Genomic DNA, 21,346 nt, shown 5'->3' on the forward strand with positions numbered 1-21,346 from the left:
GGGGGGGGCGAAGGGGTCAGAGTCGTCCGATGACGACCGCCCGGACGTCGCTGCGGCGCAGGTACCCCCACTGCTTGGAGTCGATGCTGGCGTGGTGTCGGCCGAGGACCAGGAACCGCCCCGGGGGCACCCGTTCGCCCGGCCCGAAGCCGGGCAGGTCCACGAACGGGGCCGGCACGGGATCGCCCGGTACCGCGACCACGCGCTTGAGGAAGAGGCTGGGCGGGCGTTCCCCCCGTCCACCGTCCGGATCGGTCCGGTCCACGATCACGGCGCAGCCCCGGCGCAGGGGTACCCACGTCCCCTTCCGCACGGCCAGGACCCGGTCCCCCGGCTGGAAGTCGGGTGCCATGCTGGACCCGCTCACCTCGACGAGGGATACGAGCTCGTACCTGTACACCGCCCAGAGCGCGACCAGCAACGCGCCGGTGGCACCCGCGACGGCGAGTGCGATCACGAGGCGCTCCCGGACAGCGTCTCGGCCCGCGGAGATTCGGCCGGGCCGCTCCGGTAGCCGCTGGCCTGCGATTCGAAGAGCCGGTGGTACTCGCCGCCCAACCGCATCAGCGCCTCGTGCGAACCGGCCTCCGAGACCAGCCCGTCCTTGATGACGACGATGTGGTCGGCCGCGCGCACGGCGTTCATCCGATGGGAGACGAGCACTTTCGCGGCCTGCGGCGCGAACTCGCCCAGTCGGCGTCCCATGTCCGCCTCGGCTCCGGCGTCCATGCCCGACCCCGGCTCGTCCAGGATCACCAGGTCCCGGTCGGCCCTCATGAACGCCCGCCCGATCGCCAGACGTTGCCACTGTCCGCCGGACAGCGAGACGGGCGACTGCTGGTCGCCGGACGGATTGGAGAGGAAGGCCCTGCTCAAGTAGGTGTCGTAGCCCCGGGGAAGAGCGTCGATGATGCGGTCGACGTCGGCTGCCCGCGCCGCGTCGCGGACCCGCCCGCGGTCGGTCGCGTGCGGCAGGTCGCCTATGCCGATGTTCTGCGCGACCGTCAGGTCATGGGCCACGAAATCCTGGAAGACGGTGGCGATGCGGTCCCGGAACCCCTCGGCACCGAATGCGCGGATGTCGGTCCCGTCCCAGCGGACGGCTCCTCGCGTCGGCTCGTACAGCCCGCAGAGCAGCTTGACCAGGGTGCTCTTCCCCGCTCCGTTCACACCCACGAGGGCCGTCGTCGTCCCCGGCACCAGGTCGAAGGACACACCGCGCAGCACCCAGTCGGAGTCGTCCGCGTACCGGAACCACAGGTCGCGGATGCTGATGCGGTCCGTCAACGGCGGAGCGGCGCGGTGCGCGCCGGCCGCTCGGCGTTCGGGGAGGGCCATGAGCGAGCGGTAGTCGTCGAAGAGGAGCAGTCCCTTGACCGTACCGCCCGCGGTACTGGCCATGGCCGCGAAGCCGGCCGTCAGAGCCGCGATGCCGGACAGGACGATGGTCACGTCGCCGATGGACAGCCGGTCCTTCGCGACTTCGGTGGCGACCCAGTACATGGCTCCCGCCACCACCAGTGCGTTCGCCACGAGGACCGGTACCTGCCGGGCGAGCGACGTGCGGTCCACCGCCCCGAGGGCCCGGTGCGACTGCGACAGGTCCGCCCGCAGTCGGCCCAGCCAGAACCTACCGAGGCCCAGCATCATGGCCTCCTGCATCGTGCTCGCACCGGTCAGCATCACGCGGTAGAAGGTCTGTCTGCGGGCTGCGGTCATGGTCTCCCGCATGGCCTCGGCGCCGAGCCGGGACATGGCGATCTCGACGAACAGCACGTGGACGGCGACCGCGAGCACCGCGAGGAGGAGCAGGGGCTCGACGGCCGCGAGGGCGGCGGAGAATCCGATGATCGTGGTGAGCGACTGGAGGGAGCTGAAGGCACCGCCCGCGATCTGGCCCGGTACCGCGTGCGCCGTCTCCTGAGCGAGGTTGACGCGGTTGAGCAGGGTGGGGTCTTCGAACGACGACAGGTACGGGAGACGTCCGAGCTTGCCGAAGATCTCGTTCTGCATGTGCATCTCGACGGATCGGTTCAAGCAGGACTGCGCGTACTGGAGGACGTGGGGCACGAACAGTCCCCCGGCGCCCGCCGCCGCGATCACGGCGACCGCCGCGGTGGGGGCCGCCGTCGTATCCGGCGCGGCCAGACCCTCCAGGAGGTGCGCCATCCCCCAGGCCGCGGCGGGGGGTACGAGCCCTGCCAGCAGGCTCGCCACCAGAAGGACGTAGGGATGGGGCCCGCCGTGGCGGAAGACGACGCCCGACACGGCCAGGCAGTTGCGCCCGGTTTCGCGCAGTTTCACCTCGCGACCTCGGGGTCACTCGCGAACTGGTCGAGGACGTCGTCCAGGGACGGCGCCTGGTTGGCCCAGAAGACCACCTGGCCGCTCGCGTCCACCACGCCGAAGGCGGGGAAGTTCCTGACACCGAGCGGTTCGAGCACCGGACCGTCGACGTCCTGGCGCACGACGCTGCCGACATCGTCCAGTTCCCGCACGAACCCGTCGGCCAGCGGCCCCTCGCCGACGACGAGGGAGACGACCCTGCTCCGGTCCACGTGGTGGCGCCGGATCCGCTCCTTGAAGACCGGCAGTTGATCGGCGCAGCCCGCGCAGCCCGCGGAGAAGACGCCCAGCAGGACCGGGTCCCGCTGATCCGCACCGAGCGGCACGGCTTCTCCCCGCAGCCCCGTCAGGGGCGTGTCCCGGGGGAACTGCTTGCCGACCGGAACCACGGGCCGCGCGTCCGTGTCGTCGTGTTGCTGGTCGAGCACCTGCTTCGTCCTGCGGGCGACGGCCACGGACAGCAGGAGGGCGACGCTGGCGAAAGCCAGGGCCAGGAGGGAGAGGGTGGTGTTCATCGCTTGGCCTCCGGTAGGGGTGCGTGGAAGAAGGTGAGGACGTCGTCGAACCACACGACGAGCGCGGCCGCGGCGAGGGCCGGCAGTGCCCCCGCGAGCAGTTCCTCCGCCCGCGCTCCCGTGCCCCCGCCCCCGGTGAGCAGGCACGTCGTCAGCAGTCCCGCTGCCACGAGGGCCAGCAGGGCGTTGCGCACGACGTGCGGCCAGGAAGCCGGTCGGTCCGACTCCCCCATGCAGCCGCAGGAGCTGCCGCCGCCGCTGCGCAGGAGGGCGATCAGGTACGCCGTGAAGACGCTCAGGAGAGCGGCGGTCCAGAGGAAGCCGCACCACACGAGGGACCCCGGCAGGAGCATGGAGCAGAACGCGACCACCTCCGCGCCCACGGCTGCCCGGGCGGCGGCGGATGCCCAGGGCCCGGCTCCCGTCAGCGTGGCGGTCACATGGCGTTGGAACGAGGCGAAGTTGCGCACTTTGAGTGCGGTGGACAGGGCGAAGACCGCGAAGAAGAGCACTCGTCCGGAGAAGAGGAACAGGGCCATCGGATGCCTCTCGGGCACGGCCGTGCCGGTCGACCCGTTGCTGCGGCCGACCGGCACGAGGTCATGTGATCAGACGGAGCACTTGTAGCCGCAGGACAGCGTGTAGCAGCACTCGATGTAGCCGCACTGGTTCCGCTCGCCGCACTTGGGCTGCTGCCAGCAGGTGGGAGCGCACCCCGCCGAGGCCGTCTTCTTCGGCAGCAGCGACCCGGCGATCCTCGAACCCATCGACAGCACGGTCTTGGTCATTGCGTCTCCCCTGTGTGGAACGTGATCTTTGACAGGCCCGAGCGTGTCGTGCTCCACCAACGCGCCTCTAACCGAACACCAACCGGCCGATCACCTCCCCCCGGGCGCGCTCCAAGGTCCAGGAAGACGACGCAGCCCCAGGTCAGGGACCTGGGGCTGCGTCTCGGGGCGGTGGGCTTCGGCCGGTCAGGGCGTACGCAGGACCGAGTAGATCAACTGGTCGTGCCAGGCGCCCGCGCGCCATTGGGCGCGGCGGATGCGGCCCTCCAGTTCGAAGCCGGCCTTCACGACGGCCCGTTGTTCCGCGATGTTGTCGACGTCGGTGCACACCTGGACGCGTTCGGCCCGGGTGTGCTCGAAGAGGTACTCGACGAGCTGCCGTTGCGCCCGGGTGCCGATGCCCCGGCCGCGGTGCGCGGCGAACAGTCCGATCGCGATCTCCCAGCAGGACGAGGTGTCCGCCCGTCCCCAGGCCCGCCGCAGCCATTCGACGCGCCCGACGAGGGTGTCGCCGACGGCGACGGACAGCATGTTCTCGTCGCCGCCCAGCAGCCCCCGGTCCGCGAGCGCCTGCCGCGCGCGCAGGGCCGGCGTGTGGCCGTACCACTGGTAGGGCCCGGGGCCGTCCGGTCCGGCGAACTCCGCCTCGAACCGGTCCAGATCCGCCGCCGTCACCGGCCGCAGCACCACGGCGTGCGCTTCTGACAACCCATCCTCTGCCATGTGGTGATCGTACAAGGGCGCCGCGACACCCCCTCCCACCTGTGGTTCCACCAGTCTTCATGCGTTCTTGGACAGAGGCTCAGGATCCGCTTGCCAACATCGAGGCAAGATTTTGCCAAGCCCCACAGCCCAGTCGCGCACAGCCCGGTCGCCCCACAGCCCGGTCGCCGCCAGTCCGGTCGCCGCTGTCGAAGGAGCTACAGCCTTGATGTCACTCTCCGGCCTCATCGAACAGCACGTGCTCGCGCGGCCCGAGGCGACCGCCGTCACCCACCCGGCCGGCGGGGGCGACGAAGTCTCGCTCTCCTACCGCGAGTTGAGCCTCGCGGCCAACCGGCTCGCCGCCCACCTCGGCGCCCTCGGCGTACGCCCCGGCGACCGGGTGGTGACCGCGCTGCGGCCGGGGCCGGACCTGGTGACCGCCTTCCTCGCCATCGTCCGCGCGGGCGCGGCGTACGTGCCCGTCGACCCGGCGCACCCCGGCGAGCGCCGGCGCCTGATCGTCGAGGACAGCGCGGCGCGCGCCGTGGTCACCGAGGGCGCCTTCGCCGCCGACTACGCGGACCTGGGCGCGGTCGTCATCGCCGTGGACGGCGACGCCACCTCCATCTCGGAGCGCCCCTCCGAACTCGCCGCGCTGCGCGCGCCGGTGCCGGGCCCCGAGGACGCGGCGTACGTCTGCTACACCTCCGGTACGAGCGGCACCCCCAAGGGGGTCGTCGTCCCGCACCGCGCCGTGCTCGACCTCGTCGGCTCGGGGGACTTCCTGCGCCTCGGCCCGCGGGACGTGGTCGCGCAGGCCGCCAGCCCCGCCTTCGACGCGGTCACCTTCGAGATCTGGTCGACCCTCGCCGCCGGGGCCCGCCTCGCCGGGCTGACCCGGGACACCGTCACCGACCCGGCCCGCTTCGAGCGGGCGGTCCGCGACCAGGGCGTCACCGTCGCCTTCCTGACCACCCCGCTCTTCCACCGGATCGCCCGCGAGCGCCCGGCCGCCTTCGCCCCGCTGCGCGCGCTGCTCTTCGGCGGCGAGCCCTGCGACCCGCGCCGGGTGCGCGAGGTGTTCCGGGCCGGGCCGCCGAACCGGCTGCTGCACATGTACGGGCCCACCGAGGCCACCGCCTTCGCCACCTGGCATGAGGTCACCGAGCCCGCCGAGGACGCCCGCACCATCCCGATCGGGCGGCCGCTGGGGGCCACCGTCACCGTCGTCGTGGACCGCGACGGCGTTCGGGTGGGCCCGGGCGGCTCCGGCGAACTGCTGCTGGGCGGGCCGGGGCTGGCCACCGGCTACCTCTCGCAGAGCGAGCCCGGCCCCCGCGGGCGGCTCACGGCGGAGCGCTTCGTCGAGGACCGCTTCACCCCCGGCGGCGGCCGCCTCTACCGCACGGGTGACCTCGTACGGCTGCGCGAGGACGGCGAGTTGGAGTTCCTCGGCCGGGTCGACAAGCAGGTCACCCTGCGCGGACACCGGATCGAGCTCGGCGAGATCGAGGCGGTGCTGGGTGCCCACCCGGCCGTCGCCGAGTCCGTGGTCTCGGTGCACGAGGCCGAGGACGGCGAGCGCCGCCTGGTCGCCCACGTGGTGCCCGCCCCGCTCGCGCCGCCCGCCGCGGACCCGGCCGGGCAGGTCACCGCCTGGCGGGAGATCTTCGAGACCCTCCACCAGGACGCCCGCTCGGGCGGCCTCGGCGAGAACTTCGTGGGCTGGGACAGCAGTTACGACGCGCTGCCGATGCCACTGGCCCAGATGCGCGCCTGGCGCGCGGCGACGCTGGAGCGGATCCGCGAGCTCGGCCAGCGCCGGATCCTGGAGATCGGCGTCGGCACCGGACTGCTGATGGCCCCACTGGCCCGGTCCGCGCAGTGCGAGGAGTACTGGGCCACCGACTTCTCCCCCACCGTCATCGACGCCCTGTACGCGCAGACCCGGGCGGACGGGCGGCTGCGCGGCAAGGTGCGGCTCAGCTGCCGGGAGGCCGAGGACACCGCGGGGCTGCCCGTCGGGCACTTCGACACCGTCGTGCTCAACTCCGTCGCCCAGTACTTCCCGGACCTGGACCGGCTGCGCACCGTCATCGGCCGCGTGCTGCCCCTGCTCGCCCCCGGTGGCTCGATCCTGCTCGGCGACCTGCGCCACCTCGGCCTGGCCCGGGTCCTGCGGACGGGCGTGGAACTGGCCCACCTCGACGCGAGCGCCACCGCGACCGCGAGCGCCACCGTCCTGAGCGCCGTCGACCGGCGGGTCGCCCTGGAGACCGAACTGCTCCTGGACCCGGCCCTGTTCACCGACCTGGCCGGGCAGTTCCCGCAGCTCCGCGCGGTCGACGTACGGGCCAAGCGCGGCGCCGACCACAACGAGCTGACCCGCTACCGCTACGACGTCGTCCTCAGCACCGCCGAGCCCGTCGCCGACCTCGCGGCGGCCCCCGCACGGCCCTGGGGGCACGGGGTGGGCACGGTCGCCGAGCTGGCCGCGCACCTCGGGGAGCACCGCCCGCCCGTGCTGCGACTGACCGGGATCCCCAACGCACGGCTGCACGGCGAGCGGGCGGCCCTGCGCACCCTGGAGGCGGGGGGCAGCGTGGCCGCGGCGCTGGCCCGGCTCGCCGAGCCGGGCGGCGTGCCGGACCCGGAGGAGCTGTGCACGGCGGCGGAGGGCGCGGGCTACCGCGCCGTGCCGACCTGGTCGGCGCGGCCCGACGGCAGCCTTGACCTGGTCCTCCTCGACCCCACACGGATCCCGTACGGCGCCCTGCACGCGACGTACCCGGGCCCCGCGACGGCGGCGCCCGACACCGCGACGTCCGCGGCGGCGGCCAGTGGGGCGAACACCCCGACCGCCTTCGACCACGCCGTCGACGTCGAGGTGGTGCTGCGCGCCCACCTCCAGGAGCGGCTGCCCGACTACATGACCCCCTCCGCCCTGCTCGTCCTGGACGCGCTGCCGCTCACCCCCAGCGGCAAGCTCGACCGGGCGGCGCTGCCCGCACCGGCCTTCGGCGGGGAGCGGCCGGGCACCCAACCGGGCACCCCCGTCCAGGAGATCGTCCGCGACCTGTTCGCCGAGGTGCTCGGCCTGCCGCGGCGCGCGGTCAGCGCGGACTGCGACTTCTTCGCCCTCGGCGGCCACTCGCTGGCCTCGGCCCGGCTGCTGGCCCGCGCCCGGCAGGCGCTCGGCGTCGACCCGGGCCCGCGCGCCCTGTACGACGCCCCGACCCCGGCCCTGTTCGCCGCGCTCGTCGGGGACAGCCCGGCCACCGCCACCGGCCCCGCCGGGAACGCCACCGGCAGCGCCGTCCTGCCCCTGAGGCTGCGCGGGGCGCTGAGCGTGCGCGCGCTGGAGGAGGCGCTGCGGGACCTGGGCGGGCGGCACGAGGCGCTGCGCAACAGCCGCCTGGGCTCGGCGGGCACCCGGCTGCGCGCCCTGGCCGCCGACGACCACGTGCTGGAGCTGACCCTGCCGGGCGAGTCGGTGGACCTGTGGTCGCACACGCCGCTGGCCGCCGAACTGGCCCTGGCCTACGGGGCCCGCGCCACCGGGGACGTCCCGCGCTGGCCGACCTCCGCGCCGCAGGGCGCGCCCCGGGCGATGTACGGGGACCTGGAGCCCACCTCGGCCCCGGGCAGCGGGCCCGACCGGGCCGACTCCACGCTCGGCACGCTGGCGAGCGAGCTGGGCCCGGCCCTGCACGAGCGGCTGACCCTGTTGGCCGCCGAGCACGGGGCCACCCTGTTCATGGTGGTCCACGCGGCGCTCGCGGCGCTGCTGACCCGGCTCGGGGCGCGCTCCCCCGTCACGCTGGCCGCTCCGGTGCCCGCCCGGGACGGCGCGGCCCTGCGGGGCGCGGTGGGGCCGTACGGGCGGGTGCTGGCCCTGTCGGTCGAGACCTCGGGGGATCCGGCCTTCACGGAACTGCTGGCCCGGGTGCGGACGGCGGACCTCGCGGCCTACCGGCGCGGGGACGCGGCGCTGGCCCTGCCGGGCGGGATCGCGCTCGGGCTGCTCCAGGAGACGGGCGGCGAGTTCGAGGGCGCCGGCTTGACCGTATCCGCCGAGGACGCGCAACTCCCGCACCGGGCGGCCGCCTTGGCCTTGACCCTGACCGAGCGGCAGACCCCGGCCGGGGCGCCCGGCGGGCTGGCGCTGAGCGCGGTCTTCCAGCACGAGGCGATCGGCGAGACCGCGGCCGCGCATCTGACCGGGCAGTTGGTCGCGCTGCTGGAAGCGGCCCTGGAGGCACCGCACAGCGCCCTGAGCCGGCTGCGGCCACTGCCGGGCGAGGTGTCGGCGGAGACCGTCGGCCCCTGGCTCGGGGAGCACCTGGAGCTGCCGGTGCGCAGCGTGGCCTCCCTTTTCGCGGCCCAGGTGGCCCGTGCACCCGGCGCTCCGGCACTGTCCGGCGGCGCCACGGGGGGCGCGGCCGGGCTGACGGACCTGAGCGGCCTCGCGCCGCTGGCCGGTCCGGCCGGGCTCGCGGGCCTGGCGGGGATCGCGGGCCTGACCGGCATCGGCGGCGGCTCCGGGGTCCCGGGACTGCCGGGCGCGGCGGTCACTCCGGGCATGGAATACGCCGAACTCGACGCGCGCTCCGACCTGTTGGCCCACGCCCTGATCGCGCACCAGGCGGGTCCGGGCACCACGGTGGTCACCGCGATCGCCTCGCCGACCGGCTTCGCGGTGGCCGCGCTCGCCATCGCCAAGACGGGGGCCGCCTGCCTGCCGGTGGATCCGGTGCGCGGCCTGCCGGCCGCGGTGTGGCCCGTCGTCCTGCTGCTGGACGAGGCGGCCGACCGGCTGCTGCCGCCGGTGCCGCGGGCGGCCCGGCTGGTCCGGGACCCGGCCGCCGACCTGCTGCCGGCCGACGGGAAGTGGCCGGTGCGCTCGGCCGACCGGACGAGCCCTCTCGACCCCGACACCCCGGTGGTGCTGGCGAGCACCCCGCAGGCCACCGTCGCGATCGGCACCGGAGCGCTGGCCGCCGCCAGCCTGGGGCACGGCGGGCAGGTCGACGCCGCCTGGCTGGTGACCGGATATCCGGACGCGGACGCGGCGGTCGGGCTGCTGGGCGCCTTCGTCTCCGGGGCCCGCGTGAACGTCCCGGATCCGGCCCTCGCGCACCTGGGCACCCCCTACGAGGTGCTGGGCTGGCTGCGCGAGCACGGCGCCTCGACGATCCTCGGCCGGGCCGACGACGCGCTCGTGGCGCTGGCCCGGGCCGAGGGGACCGCGCTCACCTACAGCGCCGGGTGGGCCGAGGGCCGCCTGGTCATAGAGCAGACCCCGGACGGGCGGACCCGGCCCGCGCCGGGCTACCGGGCCTACGTCCTGGACGCGCGGCTGCGGCCGGTGGCCACCGGGAACACCGGTTCGCTGTACGTCGCGGGGGTCGGCGTGGCCCAGGGCTACGCGGGCCTGCCGGGTGCCAGCGGGGCGAGCTTCCTGCCCGACCCGCTGGGCGGCGGGCCGCAGGGGGCCACCGCCCGGATGTGGCGGACCGGGCACGCGGCCCGGGTGGAGACCGACGGCAGCCTGCACATCCTCGACCACCCCTGGGCGGACGACCCGTTCGCCGACGCGTTCGCGACCTTCGTCGTCGTCGCGGACGGCGCCGGGCACCGCGCGATGTGGCCCGCGGGGGCGCCCGTACCGCGGGGATGGCACGAGACGCACTCCGAGGACGTGTACGAGCTGTGCCTGGAGCACCTCGGCGAGCTCGCCGGCGACCTCGACCTGGACGACGTCAACGGCACCAACGGCACCAACGACTACCTGTAGCACCACGCCCCCGCCACCGAGCCTTTGGGAGACCGACGATGAACGCGATCCTGCTTGCCGAGAGCCCGCGCACCGCCTTCGCCGAGAGCGTCCTGGGGCGCGGCGAGGTGGAGGTCGTCCTGCTGCGGATGGACTCGATGCCGCTGGGCCGGGCGTACCTGCGGCGCACCGCGCACGTGCCCACCTTCACCCTCGACCCGGGGGCGGCGCTGATGGACGAGGCGGCCCGCTACCTGCGCTGGGCGAAGGGGACCAAGGGGCTGCCGCGCCCGCGGTTCGTCTGCGGCGGGGACCCGGAGGCGGGGGAGGTGGCGCGACGGTTCGGGGCCCTGGTGGACCTGCCGGAGCTGACCCCGGAGCAGCTCGCTCCGGTCCCGGTGGCGCTGCCCGCCGCCGCCGGGGGGCCCTGGTGGAGGGACGGTAGAGGCGTGCTGGAAACGGACTTGAGCGATCTGGGCGATTCCACGAAGAGGCTTGCGCCGAGTGCTTGAATGATCCCGTCGGGGCGACGGGATCATCAGGGGAGCGGGGCACAGGCATGCGGAAGACGTTCTACGCGGCACACGTCTACATGATCATCGGAGTGATCTCCGGCCTGTACTACCGGGAACTCACCAAGGCCAACGACTTCACCGGGGAGACCCAGCTCGCGGTGGTGCACACCCACCTGCTCGCCCTGGGCATGCTGGGCCTGCTGATCGTCCTCGGCCTCGACAAGGTGTTCTCGCTGTCGGGGACGAAGCACTTCGACTACTTCTTCTGGTTCTACAACGCGGGCATCGCCATCACCTGCGCGAGCATGACCTACCGCGGCACCCAGACCGTGCTCGGGCACAAGGTGCCCGAACTCTTCTCGCTGGTGGGCGGCCTGGGACACATCATCCTGACGGTCGGCCTGATCCTGCTCTTCACGCTGCTGGGCAAGCGCGTGAAGGAACACGTGGAAGGGGAGGCGGGTCAGGCGGCACAGGCCGGGCAGGCCACGCTGCCGGGGCAGGCCGCCGGCACCGCGGAGTCCGGGAAGGTGTCCGGCTGAGCGGTTGTACGGCTGAGCGGCTGAGCGGTCAGCCGACCCGGGCCGCGGGTCCCGTCAGGACGGCGGTCAGGGCGGCGAGGCGCTCCTGCGTCAGGTCGGGGCGCAGCCGCCGTCCCCGGGTGAGGGTGGCCAGGCCGTGCCAGGCGCTCCACAACACCTCGGTCAGCAGCTCCGGATCGCGGCCCAGGGCCACCGGTTCGACGGCGAGGCGTATCTCCGCGAGGGCGTCGAGCACCGGCTGCGGGGTGGCGGCCCGTTCGGCGTCGGCGGCGTCGGCGCCGAGGCCCGCGTCCAGGGTGAGCATCGCCTGGTAGAGGACCGGCCCCTTGGCGGCGAAGGCCAGGTAGGCGCGCGCCACCGCGTCCAGCGCCTCCAGCGGATCCGCCTCCGCGTGCCGCACGCGCGCGGCGTGCAGGGCGCCCGCGAGCTCGCCGAAGCCCTCCAGGGCCACGGCGTGCACGATCGCGTCCTTGTTCTTGAAGTGCTGGTAGAGCACGGGCTGGCTGTACTCGATGCGCTCCGCGAGACGCCGGGTGGTGACGAAGTCCCAGCCTTCGGCCTCGGCCATCTCGCGCGCCGAGCTGAGGATCAACTGGCGGCGCTGGCCCTGCTCGCGAAGGCGTCGCTCTCGGGGAGTCATGGCCCTCACGCTACCACTTTCGGTGCAATTGCAGCGGTCAGTGATAGGGTTCCTGCCTTTGACAGCAGCCCGGGGGCGGGAGCGCGCGCCGCGGCGGTCTCAGGCAGTGACCGGTGCCTCGCGAAGCAGCCTGTCGAGAGCCGCCTCCAGACGGCTCGTCACCGTCTCGACCACCTCCAGGGCCGATGCGGAGTCCTGGAGATCTACTCCTTCACCGGGTGCCGTTCTCCCGAACGCCGCGATCTTGCCGGTGTCCTGCGCGCCGAGAGCCGGCGCGGGCAGACCGTACAGACGACAGACCCAGTCCATGACGAGTCGGCTGAGCCGCCCGTTCCCGTCGCGGTATGGGTGGATGCTCACTAGGTACTGGTAAACCTTGGCGGCCAGCTCCACCGGCGGCATCCGCTCGCCCTCCGGTTTGGCGACCTCCTCGTTGTACCAGCGGACGAACTCGCTCATCGCCCCCGAGACGTGCGTCCCGGGGATGAAGTACGCGTTCGTGCCCATGGGGGGACTTGGAGCATCGCGCAACCGGCCCGCCTCTCCGTTGTTGTTGGCCTGCCCCCTGGCCAGGACGCGATGGAGCTCCTCGACCCGCCGCATCGTCGGATGCTCACGCCGTTGAGCCCATTCCTGCACCATCCGATCTGCCCTGTCCCACTGGATCGTCGCAGGACGGGCGTCCTCCCCGGGAGCGGTCCCCGCACCGGCCACCGTCGAGGATCCGTTCAGCCGGATGTCCCTGATCTCCTCCAACGCCCTCGCCAACCGTTCTGGGTCGAGCTCCGCGACCTGGTCAGCCCGCTTCCTGATCTCCTCCCAGCGCTTCTGGAACGACTGTCGCTGCTCCGCCGTCAGCGGCTCCTGGACATGCCGCTCCAGATTCGGCAGCATCGCGTCGCCGTACTCGCGCCAGATCGCCTCCAGGGACGTGACGGCGGGACCCGCGCCGGTCGCCGGACGCCGCGACCACCGATGGAGGATCGCCCTGAGGCCGTCGAAGCAACCAGTGCGCCGCACGACGACCGGCGTGACCGATCGCTGCGCCGGTTCCTCGTCGGAGGAGGTGCCGGCAGCCTGCCGCGACCAAGCGTGCACCGCGCTCACGGCCGCATTGCCAGCCGCGCTCTGACGCCCCGCCAGCGGCTTGACGGCGGGAAGGGATGCTTCGCGGCCACGATGACGGATTTCAGATTTCCGCTCGAGCGGTTGGTGGTGATGCATGGAGCCTCCGGATCGTGTTCTCCAGCCCGGGACAGCTTTCCCAGTGCACTCGTCCACACTCTAGGGTTCGTTGCCGATCTCGGACAAATAGTGTCTATTCGATGGGGGGTGCCGAGCCGTTGAGCGACTCCGCCAGGAATCATGGGAGATGGGCAGGTCGAGCAACTGAAGCCACTGTCCAGGGGTAGTACCACTGCGGCGGCCCGCCGCTGAAGATCACCGCGTGACGGGTTTCTACCGCATCTGGGCCATGCCCTCTAGTGGCCTTCGAGGCATGGTCGGCAGCATCGGGGTAAGTCCGCCCACAGAGAGGGCCACCCCATGCAGACCCCGACTCCCCTGGAGGAGCTGCTCGACCTCGCCGCGGACGTCCTGTGCCACGACCGGCGCACGCTGCCGGCCGGGGCCTCGGGTTCGCCCTTCCTCACCCTGGGCGGCGGCCTCGGTCAGGCCATGCGGCTCCAGGCGCGCGCCGACGAACAGCTGGGGCTCTCGCTCGACGTGGCCCAGCTGCTGGGCGCCGCCCCGCTGACGGACGTACTGGCCCGGGCCGTTCCCCTGGCTCCCGCGCCACCGGCCACGAGCCCCGACCGGGGGCCGCGCGAACACCCCTTGCTTCCGGGGCAGTTGGCGCCCTTGACCGCCCAGCGCTACGTCGGTCCCGGCGCGGTGCACCGGGTGCTGAGCGCCGAACTGGCCGGCCCGCTCGACCTCGCCGTGCTGCGGAGCGCGCTCGGCGTCCTGGGCGCGCGGCACGAGGGGCTGCGGACCGCGTTCCCGGAAGCGGCGCGGGGGCCCGTACGGCGGGTGCTCGACGCCTATGCCCCGCCGCTGATCGTCCTGCCCGAGCTGCCGGGCGCTCCGGCGGTGAACCGGGAGGCGGGCGTCGACGCCGTGCACGCACGGCTCGCGCAGGAGGTGGAACGGCTGATCGGGCACCCCGACCGGCCGCCCGTCGCCTTCGCCCTGACCCGGCTGGGCGCGGAGCGGCACCTGCTGTCCTTCCTCTGCCACGACGCGGTGGCGGACGCCTGGTCGGCGGCCCTGGTCTGGCGGGAGCTGCTCGCCGACTACGCCCGCGCGGCGACCGGGCGGCGACCGGCCCCGCGAACGACCACGCCGACCACACCGACCACACCGACCACACCGACGACCGAACGGGCCCCCGAACGGTCCGTCGTACCGCCGCCACCCGCCCTGGTCGCCGAACGCGTGGAGCGGATACGGGAGTTCCCGACCGTGCTGGACCTGGCCGCCCCCGGGCGGCGGCCCGCCGTCTTCGACTTCCGCGGCGAGCGGCTGCCCGTCGCGCTGGACCCGGAGCTGCGGGACGCGGTCGACGCCACGGCCGCGCGGGCGGGCGTACCCCACGGGACGGTGCTGCTCGCGGCCTGGGCGCTCGCCGTGGGACGGCGCTCCGGGCACGAATGGCTGCTGGTGGGCGCCGAGCTGCCGCGGCCCGGCGCGGGCCCGGCCCTGCGCACGGTCGCGCCGGGCTCGACGAACGTGCCGGTGTGCTGCGAGCTGGAGGGCGGCGTCGACTACTTCCTGCGCGGGGTCGCCTGCGCCTTCGGCGAGGCCCTCGCCCACGCGGCGCTCGATACGGACGCCCTCGTGCGCGAACTCGGGCTGCGCGGGGACCGCTCACGCACCCCGCTGGTCCAGATCACCTTCGCGGACCACGACGGCCTGCTGCCCGCGCGCGCCGGGGCCGGCCCGCTGACGGCCCGTTTCCACCACGGGCACCTGGGCGGCGCCACGGCCGACGCCGCGCTCACCGTGCTGAGTTGGCGCGAGGAGCCGCTGCTGGCCCTGGACTTCGCCCCCTGCGCGCTCGACCGCGCGCAGGCGACGGAGCTGGCGCACGAGCTGCGTGCCGCGCTGGCGGCGCTGACGGCGGCCGGCGAGGCGGACCCGGTGGAGGACCTGCTGCCCCTCGCCTCGGTCGCGGCGCCCGCGCTGTCCCTCGCCGCTTCGGGCTGAGGATCCGTCCCCGCGGGGTACTGAGGATCCGGTGCGCGCGCCGTACGGGGGAATGGCAGCGCGCGCACCGGATTCCGGGCCCGGGCGGCCGGAGGGGGCGCCGACGCCCGGGAGTTCGGTGTGCGGACGGCCGGTGGACCGGCCGTCCGTCGGACCGTACGGTCAGGCCGCGAACTCGGGGAGCCGCGCGGCGATCTCGGCCGGGTCGGGCAGCGCGGCGATCTCGGCGGCGATCTTGCCGGCCGCCTCGCGGTAGCCGGGGTCGCCCAGGATCTTGCGCGCGTGCTCGGTGACCGCGTCGGCGGACAGTTCGAAGAGCACCTCGCCCGCGCCCGCGTCCCGTACGGCCTTGCCGTTGGCGGGACCGTCGGCGCCCTGCGGCACGATCAGCTGGGGCAGGCCCGCTTCGAGGGTGGCCAGGGTGGTCCCGCTGCCGCCGTGCTGGACGACGAGCGCGGCGTGCGCCAGCACCGCGGACTGCGGCAGCCAGGGAGCGACGATCACGTGCTCCGGCAGCTCGCCGAGGTCGGCGATCTGCACCCGGAAGCCCGCCGCGACCAGGACCGGCACGCCCAGCGGGGCGAGGCCGTCGATCACGGTGCGCAGGTTCTCGGCGGAGCCGAGCGCGGTGCCCAGGGTGAGGTAGACGAAGGGCTCGCCCGACTCGGCGAGGCCCGCGGGCAGTTCGCCCGGCTCGACGAAGGCGACGGGACGCTGCTCGATGCGCGCCTGGCCCGACTCGACGAAGGCCCGGTCCTGGAGGGACGGCGGGCAGATGTCGATGTAGGTGTTGCCGAGGGTGAGCGCCTGCCCGGCGGGCACGGTGACGCCCAGGTCGGCGGCGGTGGCGAGGATCTCCTGCTGGAGCCGCTCGGCCTCGTGGTCGTGCGCGAGCAGGCCGACGCCGTGCGCGAGGGCCGGTACGCCCGCGAGCCGGGCGGCGAAGCCGGCGCCCGGGTTGAGCACCTCGTGGACGACCAGGTCGAAGCGCCGGCTCTCGAAGACGGGCGCGAGGTCGGCGGCGACCCAGCGCGGCAGGACCGAGCCGAACACCTTGATGTGCAGGTTCGCGAGGACCTCCGGCGGCACGTCCTGGGCACCCACCTCGCCGCCGTGGGCCTCGAGGAAGGCTCGACCGCCCGCTGCTTCGATGAATGCCTCGGGCACGGACCGGCCTGCCGTCACCGGCTCGAAGCCAGCCTCGCTGAGGGTCTGGTGGAACTGCTCACCCGTTGCGAACGCGACCTCGTGGCCGGCGGCTCGCGCCGCCCTCGCCAAGGGAAGCAAGGGAAATATGTGCCCGAAGTTGCCCACGCTGGCAAAGAGGATTCTCATGAGGCCCAACCCTAGGGGCGCCGACCACGATTGTCTAGTGTTGCTAGGAATTCTAGCGACGAAAGAATCGAGGTGAACGCGATGGCTCCCCAGGACCTGGCACGCCTTCAGTTCGGCCTCACCGTCGGGACGCACTACCTCCTCGTCACCCTCACCCTCGGGCTGGTCGCCCTCGTCGCCGTCACGCACACCCGCTGGGTGCGCACCGGCGACCCCGCGCTGCGCCGGATGACCACCTACTGGGGCACCCTCTACGTCATCAACTACGCGGTCGGCATCGCCACAGGCCTGGCCATGGAGTTCCAGCTCAGCGCCAACTGGACCGGCCTGGAATCCACGGCGGCCAGCGTCTTCGGCGCGCCCCTCGCCGTGGAGACGGTGGTCTCGTTCTTCGCCGAGTCGACCTTCCTGGCCCTGTGGATCTTCGGCTTCGACCGGCTGCCCAAGTACGTCCACCTGGCGTGCATCTGGGTGGTGGCCGCCGCGGCGTACACCTCGGCGGTGTGGGCCCTGCTCGCCAACGGCTTCATGCAGAACCCGGTCGCCTACACGATGCGCGACGGGCACCTCGAACTGACGAGCTTCGGGGCGCTGTTCTCCAACGCCAACGCATGGATCGCCATCTTCCACATCACCGGCGGCGCGCTCGCGGTCGGCGGCTTCTTCATGCTCGGCATCGGCCTGCTGCTGCACCGGCGCGGCCGCGCGGACCGGCCCTTCGTCCGGCACTCCCTGAAGACGGGGGCGCACGCCGGGACCTGGGGCGCCTGCCTCGTCGTCCTCAGCGGGATGGTCCAGCTCGGCAACACGAAGAAGGACCAGCCGCTCAAGGGGGCGGTGCTCGACGGCAACCAGGCGGAAGTGACGCGCCAGCTGCAGGAGTTGGCCAAGAGGTTCGGCCCGCTGGAGGGACCGCCGTCGGGTCCCGTACTGGGCGCCCTCACCCTGATGATGATGATCGGCGGCGTGCTGCTGATCCTGGGCGTCTGGGCCCTCGTATCCCTGCGCGAACCGCGCCCGCAGCACCAGCAGCCGTACTCGTACCCGGGCCAATGGCAGGCGCAAGGCCAGGCGCAGTACCAGGGCCGCCGGGTCCACCCGGGCCAATGGCCCCCGGGCCAGGGCCCGAACGGCCCGACGGGCCAGTACGCCCGGCCGGGCCAGTACGGCCAGCCCGGATACCCGACCCCGAACGGCCAGTACGGCCAGTACCCCCAGCCGGGCCAGAATCCCCAGTACGGCCAGTACGGCCAGTACCCACCGCCCGCCCGACCCGGCCGGCAGGCCCACGGCCCCGGCAGTCACACCGGTGACGTCATGCGGTCCGCCGTGCTGGCGCGGCTGCTGCCCTTCGCGATGGCGCTGCCCTTCGTCGCGAACCTCTGCGGTTGGATCGTCCGCGAGGTCGGCCGCCAGCCGTTCGTCATCACCGGCATCCTGACCACCCGCCAGGCCATGACCCCCGGCCTCGGTGCGGGGCGGCTGACCGCCTCGCTCCTGGTCCTCGTCGTCCTCGTGGTCGGTCTGCTCGGCCTCGACTGGTGGCTGCTGGCCCGGTCCGCGATGCGCGGCCCCGGCGAGAGCGGCATCGGCCGGGCCGCGGAGCCCGCCGCCTCCGCCACCGCCCGGGCCGTGGACTCCCTCGGCAGCGGCCTCGCCGGCACGGGCCACGACCCGCGCGTGGATCCCCGTACGATCCCCCGCGCGCCGCAGTCGGGCCCGTACGCCGCCGGGCCCCCCGGGGCCACCACCGCCGACGCCGCCCCCCGGGAAGGAGCGCACCCGTCATGACCTACCCGACCCTCGCCCTCGTGGCGTTCATCGTCCTCTTCACCGGCTACCTCGTGCTCGCCGGGATCGACTACGGCGTCGGGCTCACCCTCCCCCGCACCGGCTCCGACGCCTCCGGGCGGCGGGCCGTGCTCGGGGCGGTCGGCCCGCTGCTGCTCGGCAACGAGGCCTGGCTGCTGGTCTCCATCGGCGCCCTCGCCGGAACCCTGCCCGGGCTGCGCGGCGCGCTCGTCGACGGCGCCTACCCCTACGCGCTGATCGCCTTCGCCGGGGCGCTGGCCCTGAACGCGGGCATCCAACTGCGCGGCCGGCACCCCGGCGAACGGGTCCGGCGCGCCTTCGACCTGCTGATCTGCGCGGCCGGAGCGGCCGCCGCCTTCGGCTGGGGCTGCTTCCTCGCCGTCACGGCCGCCGGGGTCTCCCTCGGCCGCGACGGTCACGTGCGGGGCGTGGCCGCCCCGAACCTCTTCACCCTGCTCGGCGGGGCGACGATGGTCGTGCTCCTGGCCACGCACGGCAGCGCCTTCGTGGCGGCCCGGTTGACGGGTGACCCGGCCCGACGGGCGGCGGCGCTCACCACCATCGGCGCGACGCTCTCGGCGGCGCTGCTCGGGGTCACCGCCCTGACGGGCTTCGTCGGCGGAACCTTCGACGGCGACGCGCTGCGCCACCCGGTCCTGGCGACGCTGGCCGTCGTCATCGGCGTGGGGGCACTGCTCCTGACCCGCTCCCTGGCCGGGAGCGGTCGGGCACGGCTCGCCCCCTGGGCGACCACGGCCGCCGTGGTCGCGGCGGCGGGGGCGGTCTTCGCGGGGAAGTACCCGGCCCTGCTGACCTCCACGGTCCCGGGCGTGCCCGCGCCATCGGTGGCCCAACTGGCCACCGACGAGACCGCGTTGGCGGCGGTGATCTGGACCTCCGGGCCCGTGCTGCTGATCGTGATCGCGGCGCAGGTCTACATGTGGCTGGTCCTGTGGGCACCGGCGCGGACCGCCGCCCCGACGCCCGCCCCGACGCCCGCGGCGACGGCGACGGCGGGGAGCACAGCGCTGGACACCCCCGCCTTCTCCTGAGACACCCGCCGTTCCCGAGAGTCAGGACAGCGACCGATGGACCTCGCCCTGGTACGGAGTTCGCCCCTGCTCCGGCGGTTCCTCGTGCACCGCGCCCTCGGCGCGGTGGCGGAAGCCGTCCTGACGCTCCTCCAGTGCGTCGTCCTGGCCTCCGTGCTCGCGGCCGCCGTCGAGCGGGGCCCGGGAGCCGCGCTGCACGCCGTTCCGGTCCCGCTGCTGGCGGCCGTGATCGCCGGACGGGCCGCGCACGCCTGGTGGGACCGGGCCTCGGCGGGCGCGGCGGCCGCCCGGTACAAGGAGGAGCTGCGGGCTCAGCTCACCGGGGCCGTCACCGCGGCCGCCGTACGCGGCCGGGGCCCGCGGCCCGCCTCGGTGGTCGCCCTGCTCGGCCGGGGCATGGACGCGCTCGACGACCACCTCACCGGATCGATCGCCCTGCTCCCGCAGGCGGTGGTCCTGCCGCTCGCCGTCACCGGCACCATCTGGGCGGCGGACTGGGTCTCGGGCCTGGTCGTGCTCGTCACGCTGCCGCTGGTGCCGCTGCTGCTGGCGCTGGTCGGCATGCACACCAAGGCCCGGACCGAGGCGCAGTGGGCGGTGCTGCTGCGCCTGGGCGGGTACTTCCTCCAGGCCCTGAACGGCCTCGCCACCCTGCGCGTCTTCGGGCAGGAGGACCGGGCCGCCGAGAGCGTGCGCGCACGGGCCGCCGAACACCGGCGGGCGACGGTGCGGACCCTGCGCGTGGCCTTCCTCTCCACCTTCGTCATGGACACCCTGACCAGCCTGTCGGTGGCGCTGATCGCCGTCCCGGTGGGCTTCCGGCTGCTGGACGGCGCGATGCCGCTGTCGACGGGACTGGCCGTGCTGCTGCTGACCCCGGAGGCGTACCGGCCGCTGCGGCTGCTGGCCGCGCGCTTCCACGCCGCGCAGGAGGGACGTACGGTCCTGGCGCAGGTCCGCGCCGTCCTCGACGGGGACGCGGCGCGGCCGGCGCACGTCCGCGAACGGCCCGCCCTGGTACAGCCGTTGCCCGATCCGGCCCGCTTCCCCCTGGTACTGGACCAGCTCGCCGTCGGGCACGCGCCCGGCGCTCCCGCGCTGAGCGGGCTGTCCTGGCGGTTCGAGGCCGGGCGCAGCTGCGCGGTGACCGGGCCGAGCGGGGTCGGCAAGACCACCCTGCTGCGGACGGTCGCCGGCTTGCTGGCGCCGCTCGCCGGGGACCTGCGGGTGGGCGGCGTATCGGTGGTCGCGCGCACCCCGCGGGACCGGGCGGCGTGGACGGATCGGATCGCGATGGTGCCGCAGCAGCCGCACCTGTTCGCCCTGTCGGTCGCGGACAACGTGCGGCTGGGGCGGGCGGAGGCGGACGACGGCGAGGTGTGGGACGCGCTGGAGGCGGCGGGCGCGGCCGACTTCGTGCACCGCCTGCCGGACGGGGTCGCCACCCGCGTCGGCGAGGGCGGCGCCGGCCTGTCCGGCGGTGAGCGCCAGCGGATCGCGCTGGCCCGCGCGTTGCTGCGGCGCCCCTCGCTCCTCCTGCTGGACGAACCGACGGCCCGCCTCGACGGCGGCACGGAGGAGCACGTGCTCCGGGCCCTGGCGGCCGTGGCCGGCCGAGCCACCCTGCTGGTCGCCACCCACCGCCCGGCGGTGGCCGAACACACGGACACCGTCCTACGCCTGCACACGTTCCACCCCACACCGGCCCCCACACCCACCGAGACATCGGCGCCCCCCTCCACGCCGACGACCGCCCCGGAGGGGGCCCACCCATGACCCCGACCCCGGACCAGATCCCGGTCCAGGTCCCGGACCAGGTCCAGGTCCCGACCGCGACCCCGGACCCGGACCCGGACCCGAACCCGGTCCAGGTCCAGGTCCCGACCTCGATCCAGGTCCCGACCGCGACCCTGGCCCAGGTCCCGACCCCGGCCCCGACCCCGGTCCAGGTCCCGAACCCGGTCCAGGTCCAGGTCCCGACCGCGACCCCGGACCCGGACCCGGACCCGGACACGACCCCGGTCCAGGTCCAGGTCCCGACCTCGATCCAGGTCCCGACCGCGACCCTGGCCCAGGTCCCGACCCCGGCCCCGACCCCGGTCCAGGTCCCGAG

At 74.2% G+C, this 21,346-nt stretch carries 16 protein-coding genes and 1 pseudogene; 8 read left to right on the top strand and 9 right to left on the bottom strand.

Going from position 1 to position 21,346, the window contains the following annotated elements; genetic code table 11:
- Nucleotides 1-16: 16 nt before the first annotated feature.
- From ACZ4UB_RS24165 to ACZ4UB_RS24190, 6 genes are all read right to left on the bottom strand, one after another.
- Nucleotides 17-457, bottom strand: a complete 441-nt coding sequence (locus ACZ4UB_RS24165; RefSeq protein ID WP_468073039.1) for a S26 family signal peptidase — start codon at nucleotides 455-457, stop codon at nucleotides 17-19.
- Entirely contained in the window at nucleotides 454-2,304 is a 1,851-nt protein-coding gene (locus ACZ4UB_RS24170; RefSeq protein ID WP_468073041.1) for an ABC transporter ATP-binding protein, read from the bottom strand. Before ACZ4UB_RS24170 ends, ACZ4UB_RS24165 begins: the two co-directional genes overlap by 4 nt.
- The gene (locus tag ACZ4UB_RS24175; RefSeq protein WP_468073043.1) at nucleotides 2,301-2,861 is read right to left on the bottom strand and encodes a TlpA family protein disulfide reductase; all 561 of its coding nucleotides are present in this window, start codon (nucleotides 2,859-2,861) and stop codon (nucleotides 2,301-2,303) included. Before ACZ4UB_RS24175 ends, ACZ4UB_RS24170 begins: the two co-directional genes overlap by 4 nt.
- Complete coding sequence (locus tag ACZ4UB_RS24180) at nucleotides 2,858-3,457, bottom strand: MauE/DoxX family redox-associated membrane protein (protein WP_468073045.1); 600 nt, start codon at nucleotides 3,455-3,457, stop codon at nucleotides 2,858-2,860. The genes ACZ4UB_RS24175 and ACZ4UB_RS24180 overlap by 4 nt, the downstream gene beginning before the upstream one ends.
- A gap of 12 nt (nucleotides 3,458-3,469) precedes the next feature.
- Nucleotides 3,470-3,649: a hypothetical protein gene (locus tag ACZ4UB_RS24185; RefSeq protein ID WP_468073047.1), complete on the bottom strand. Its 180-nt coding sequence runs from the start codon at nucleotides 3,647-3,649 to the stop codon at nucleotides 3,470-3,472.
- A gap of 186 nt (nucleotides 3,650-3,835) precedes the next feature.
- Complete coding sequence (locus ACZ4UB_RS24190) at nucleotides 3,836-4,372, bottom strand: GNAT family N-acetyltransferase (RefSeq protein WP_468073049.1); 537 nt, start codon at nucleotides 4,370-4,372, stop codon at nucleotides 3,836-3,838.
- 208 nt (nucleotides 4,373-4,580) lie between these two features.
- Here ACZ4UB_RS24190 and ACZ4UB_RS24195 point away from each other — a divergent pair, with 208 nt between their 5' ends.
- The 3 genes from ACZ4UB_RS24195 to ACZ4UB_RS24205 are packed head-to-tail and all read left to right on the top strand — an operon-like array spanning nucleotide 4,581 to nucleotide 11,187.
- On the top strand, nucleotides 4,581-10,151 hold the full coding sequence (locus ACZ4UB_RS24195; RefSeq protein WP_468073051.1) for an amino acid adenylation domain-containing protein: 5,571 nt from the start codon (nucleotides 4,581-4,583) through the stop codon (nucleotides 10,149-10,151).
- A 38-nt stretch (nucleotides 10,152-10,189) separates the two neighbouring features.
- A complete protein-coding gene (locus ACZ4UB_RS24200) occupies nucleotides 10,190-10,642 on the top strand; it encodes a hypothetical protein (protein ID WP_468073053.1) in 453 nt (150 codons plus the stop codon).
- Nucleotides 10,643-10,689: 47 nt separating this feature from the next.
- On the top strand, nucleotides 10,690-11,187 hold the full coding sequence (locus tag ACZ4UB_RS24205) for a DUF2871 domain-containing protein (protein WP_468073055.1): 498 nt from the start codon (nucleotides 10,690-10,692) through the stop codon (nucleotides 11,185-11,187).
- Nucleotides 11,188-11,215: 28 nt separating this feature from the next.
- On the opposite strand, the gene ACZ4UB_RS24210 is transcribed toward ACZ4UB_RS24205, so the two are convergent.
- Nucleotides 11,216-11,827: a TetR/AcrR family transcriptional regulator gene (locus ACZ4UB_RS24210; protein ID WP_468073057.1), complete on the bottom strand. Its 612-nt coding sequence runs from the start codon at nucleotides 11,825-11,827 to the stop codon at nucleotides 11,216-11,218.
- Between the two features lie 99 nt (nucleotides 11,828-11,926).
- A complete protein-coding gene (locus ACZ4UB_RS24215; RefSeq protein WP_468073059.1) occupies nucleotides 11,927-13,051 on the bottom strand; it encodes a Fic family protein in 1,125 nt (374 codons plus the stop codon).
- A gap of 321 nt (nucleotides 13,052-13,372) precedes the next feature.
- Here ACZ4UB_RS24215 and ACZ4UB_RS24220 point away from each other — a divergent pair, with 321 nt between their 5' ends.
- Complete coding sequence (locus ACZ4UB_RS24220) at nucleotides 13,373-15,034, top strand: condensation domain-containing protein (RefSeq protein ID WP_468073061.1); 1,662 nt, start codon at nucleotides 13,373-13,375, stop codon at nucleotides 15,032-15,034.
- A 162-nt stretch (nucleotides 15,035-15,196) separates the two neighbouring features.
- On the opposite strand, the gene ACZ4UB_RS24225 is transcribed toward ACZ4UB_RS24220, so the two are convergent.
- A complete protein-coding gene (locus ACZ4UB_RS24225; RefSeq protein WP_468073063.1) occupies nucleotides 15,197-16,369 on the bottom strand; it encodes a glycosyltransferase in 1,173 nt (390 codons plus the stop codon).
- An 81-nt stretch (nucleotides 16,370-16,450) separates the two neighbouring features.
- Here ACZ4UB_RS24225 and ACZ4UB_RS24230 point away from each other — a divergent pair, with 81 nt between their 5' ends.
- The 4 genes and pseudogenes from ACZ4UB_RS24230 to ACZ4UB_RS24245 all read left to right on the top strand — a co-directional run.
- Nucleotides 16,451-18,160: a cytochrome ubiquinol oxidase subunit I gene (locus tag ACZ4UB_RS24230; RefSeq protein ID WP_468073065.1), complete on the top strand. Its 1,710-nt coding sequence runs from the start codon at nucleotides 16,451-16,453 to the stop codon at nucleotides 18,158-18,160.
- Nucleotides 18,157-19,233, top strand: coding sequence for a cytochrome d ubiquinol oxidase subunit II (locus tag ACZ4UB_RS24235; RefSeq protein WP_468073067.1), 1,077 nt, complete (start codon nucleotides 18,157-18,159; stop codon nucleotides 19,231-19,233). Before ACZ4UB_RS24230 ends, ACZ4UB_RS24235 begins: the two co-directional genes overlap by 4 nt.
- Before the next feature lie 36 nt (nucleotides 19,234-19,269).
- Nucleotides 19,270-21,009, top strand: a complete 1,740-nt coding sequence (gene cydD / locus ACZ4UB_RS24240) for a thiol reductant ABC exporter subunit CydD (RefSeq protein WP_468073069.1) — start codon at nucleotides 19,270-19,272, stop codon at nucleotides 21,007-21,009.
- A pseudogene (locus ACZ4UB_RS24245) lies at nucleotides 21,006-21,346 on the top strand (hypothetical protein); the annotation flags it as partial. The gene cydD and the pseudogene ACZ4UB_RS24245, both read left to right, overlap by 4 nt.

The organism is Streptomyces sp. NPDC028419 (assembly GCF_055565515.1).

What these genes read in the sequence shown, in the direction of transcription:
- ACZ4UB_RS24175 (WP_468073043.1), bottom strand. Translation starts at nt 2,861, where the DNA reads ATGAACACCACCCTCTCCCTCCTGGCCCTGGCTTTCGCCAGCGTCGCC.
- ACZ4UB_RS24185 (WP_468073047.1), bottom strand. Translation starts at nt 3,649, where the DNA reads ATGACCAAGACCGTGCTGTCGATGGGTTCGAGGATCGCCGGGTCGCTG.
- ACZ4UB_RS24190 (WP_468073049.1), bottom strand. Translation starts at nt 4,372, where the DNA reads ATGGCAGAGGATGGGTTGTCAGAAGCGCACGCCGTGGTGCTGCGGCCG.
- ACZ4UB_RS24195 (WP_468073051.1), top strand. Translation starts at nt 4,581, where the DNA reads ATGTCACTCTCCGGCCTCATCGAACAGCACGTGCTCGCGCGGCCCGAG.
- ACZ4UB_RS24200 (WP_468073053.1), top strand. Translation starts at nt 10,190, where the DNA reads ATGAACGCGATCCTGCTTGCCGAGAGCCCGCGCACCGCCTTCGCCGAG.
- ACZ4UB_RS24205 (WP_468073055.1), top strand. Translation starts at nt 10,690, where the DNA reads ATGCGGAAGACGTTCTACGCGGCACACGTCTACATGATCATCGGAGTG.
- ACZ4UB_RS24210 (WP_468073057.1), bottom strand. Translation starts at nt 11,827, where the DNA reads ATGACTCCCCGAGAGCGACGCCTTCGCGAGCAGGGCCAGCGCCGCCAG.
- ACZ4UB_RS24215 (WP_468073059.1), bottom strand. Translation starts at nt 13,051, where the DNA reads ATGCATCACCACCAACCGCTCGAGCGGAAATCTGAAATCCGTCATCGT.
- ACZ4UB_RS24220 (WP_468073061.1), top strand. Translation starts at nt 13,373, where the DNA reads ATGCAGACCCCGACTCCCCTGGAGGAGCTGCTCGACCTCGCCGCGGAC.
- ACZ4UB_RS24225 (WP_468073063.1), bottom strand. Translation starts at nt 16,369, where the DNA reads ATGAGAATCCTCTTTGCCAGCGTGGGCAACTTCGGGCACATATTTCCC.
- ACZ4UB_RS24230 (WP_468073065.1), top strand. Translation starts at nt 16,451, where the DNA reads ATGGCTCCCCAGGACCTGGCACGCCTTCAGTTCGGCCTCACCGTCGGG.
- ACZ4UB_RS24235 (WP_468073067.1), top strand. Translation starts at nt 18,157, where the DNA reads ATGACCTACCCGACCCTCGCCCTCGTGGCGTTCATCGTCCTCTTCACC.
- cydD (WP_468073069.1), top strand. Translation starts at nt 19,270, where the DNA reads ATGGACCTCGCCCTGGTACGGAGTTCGCCCCTGCTCCGGCGGTTCCTC.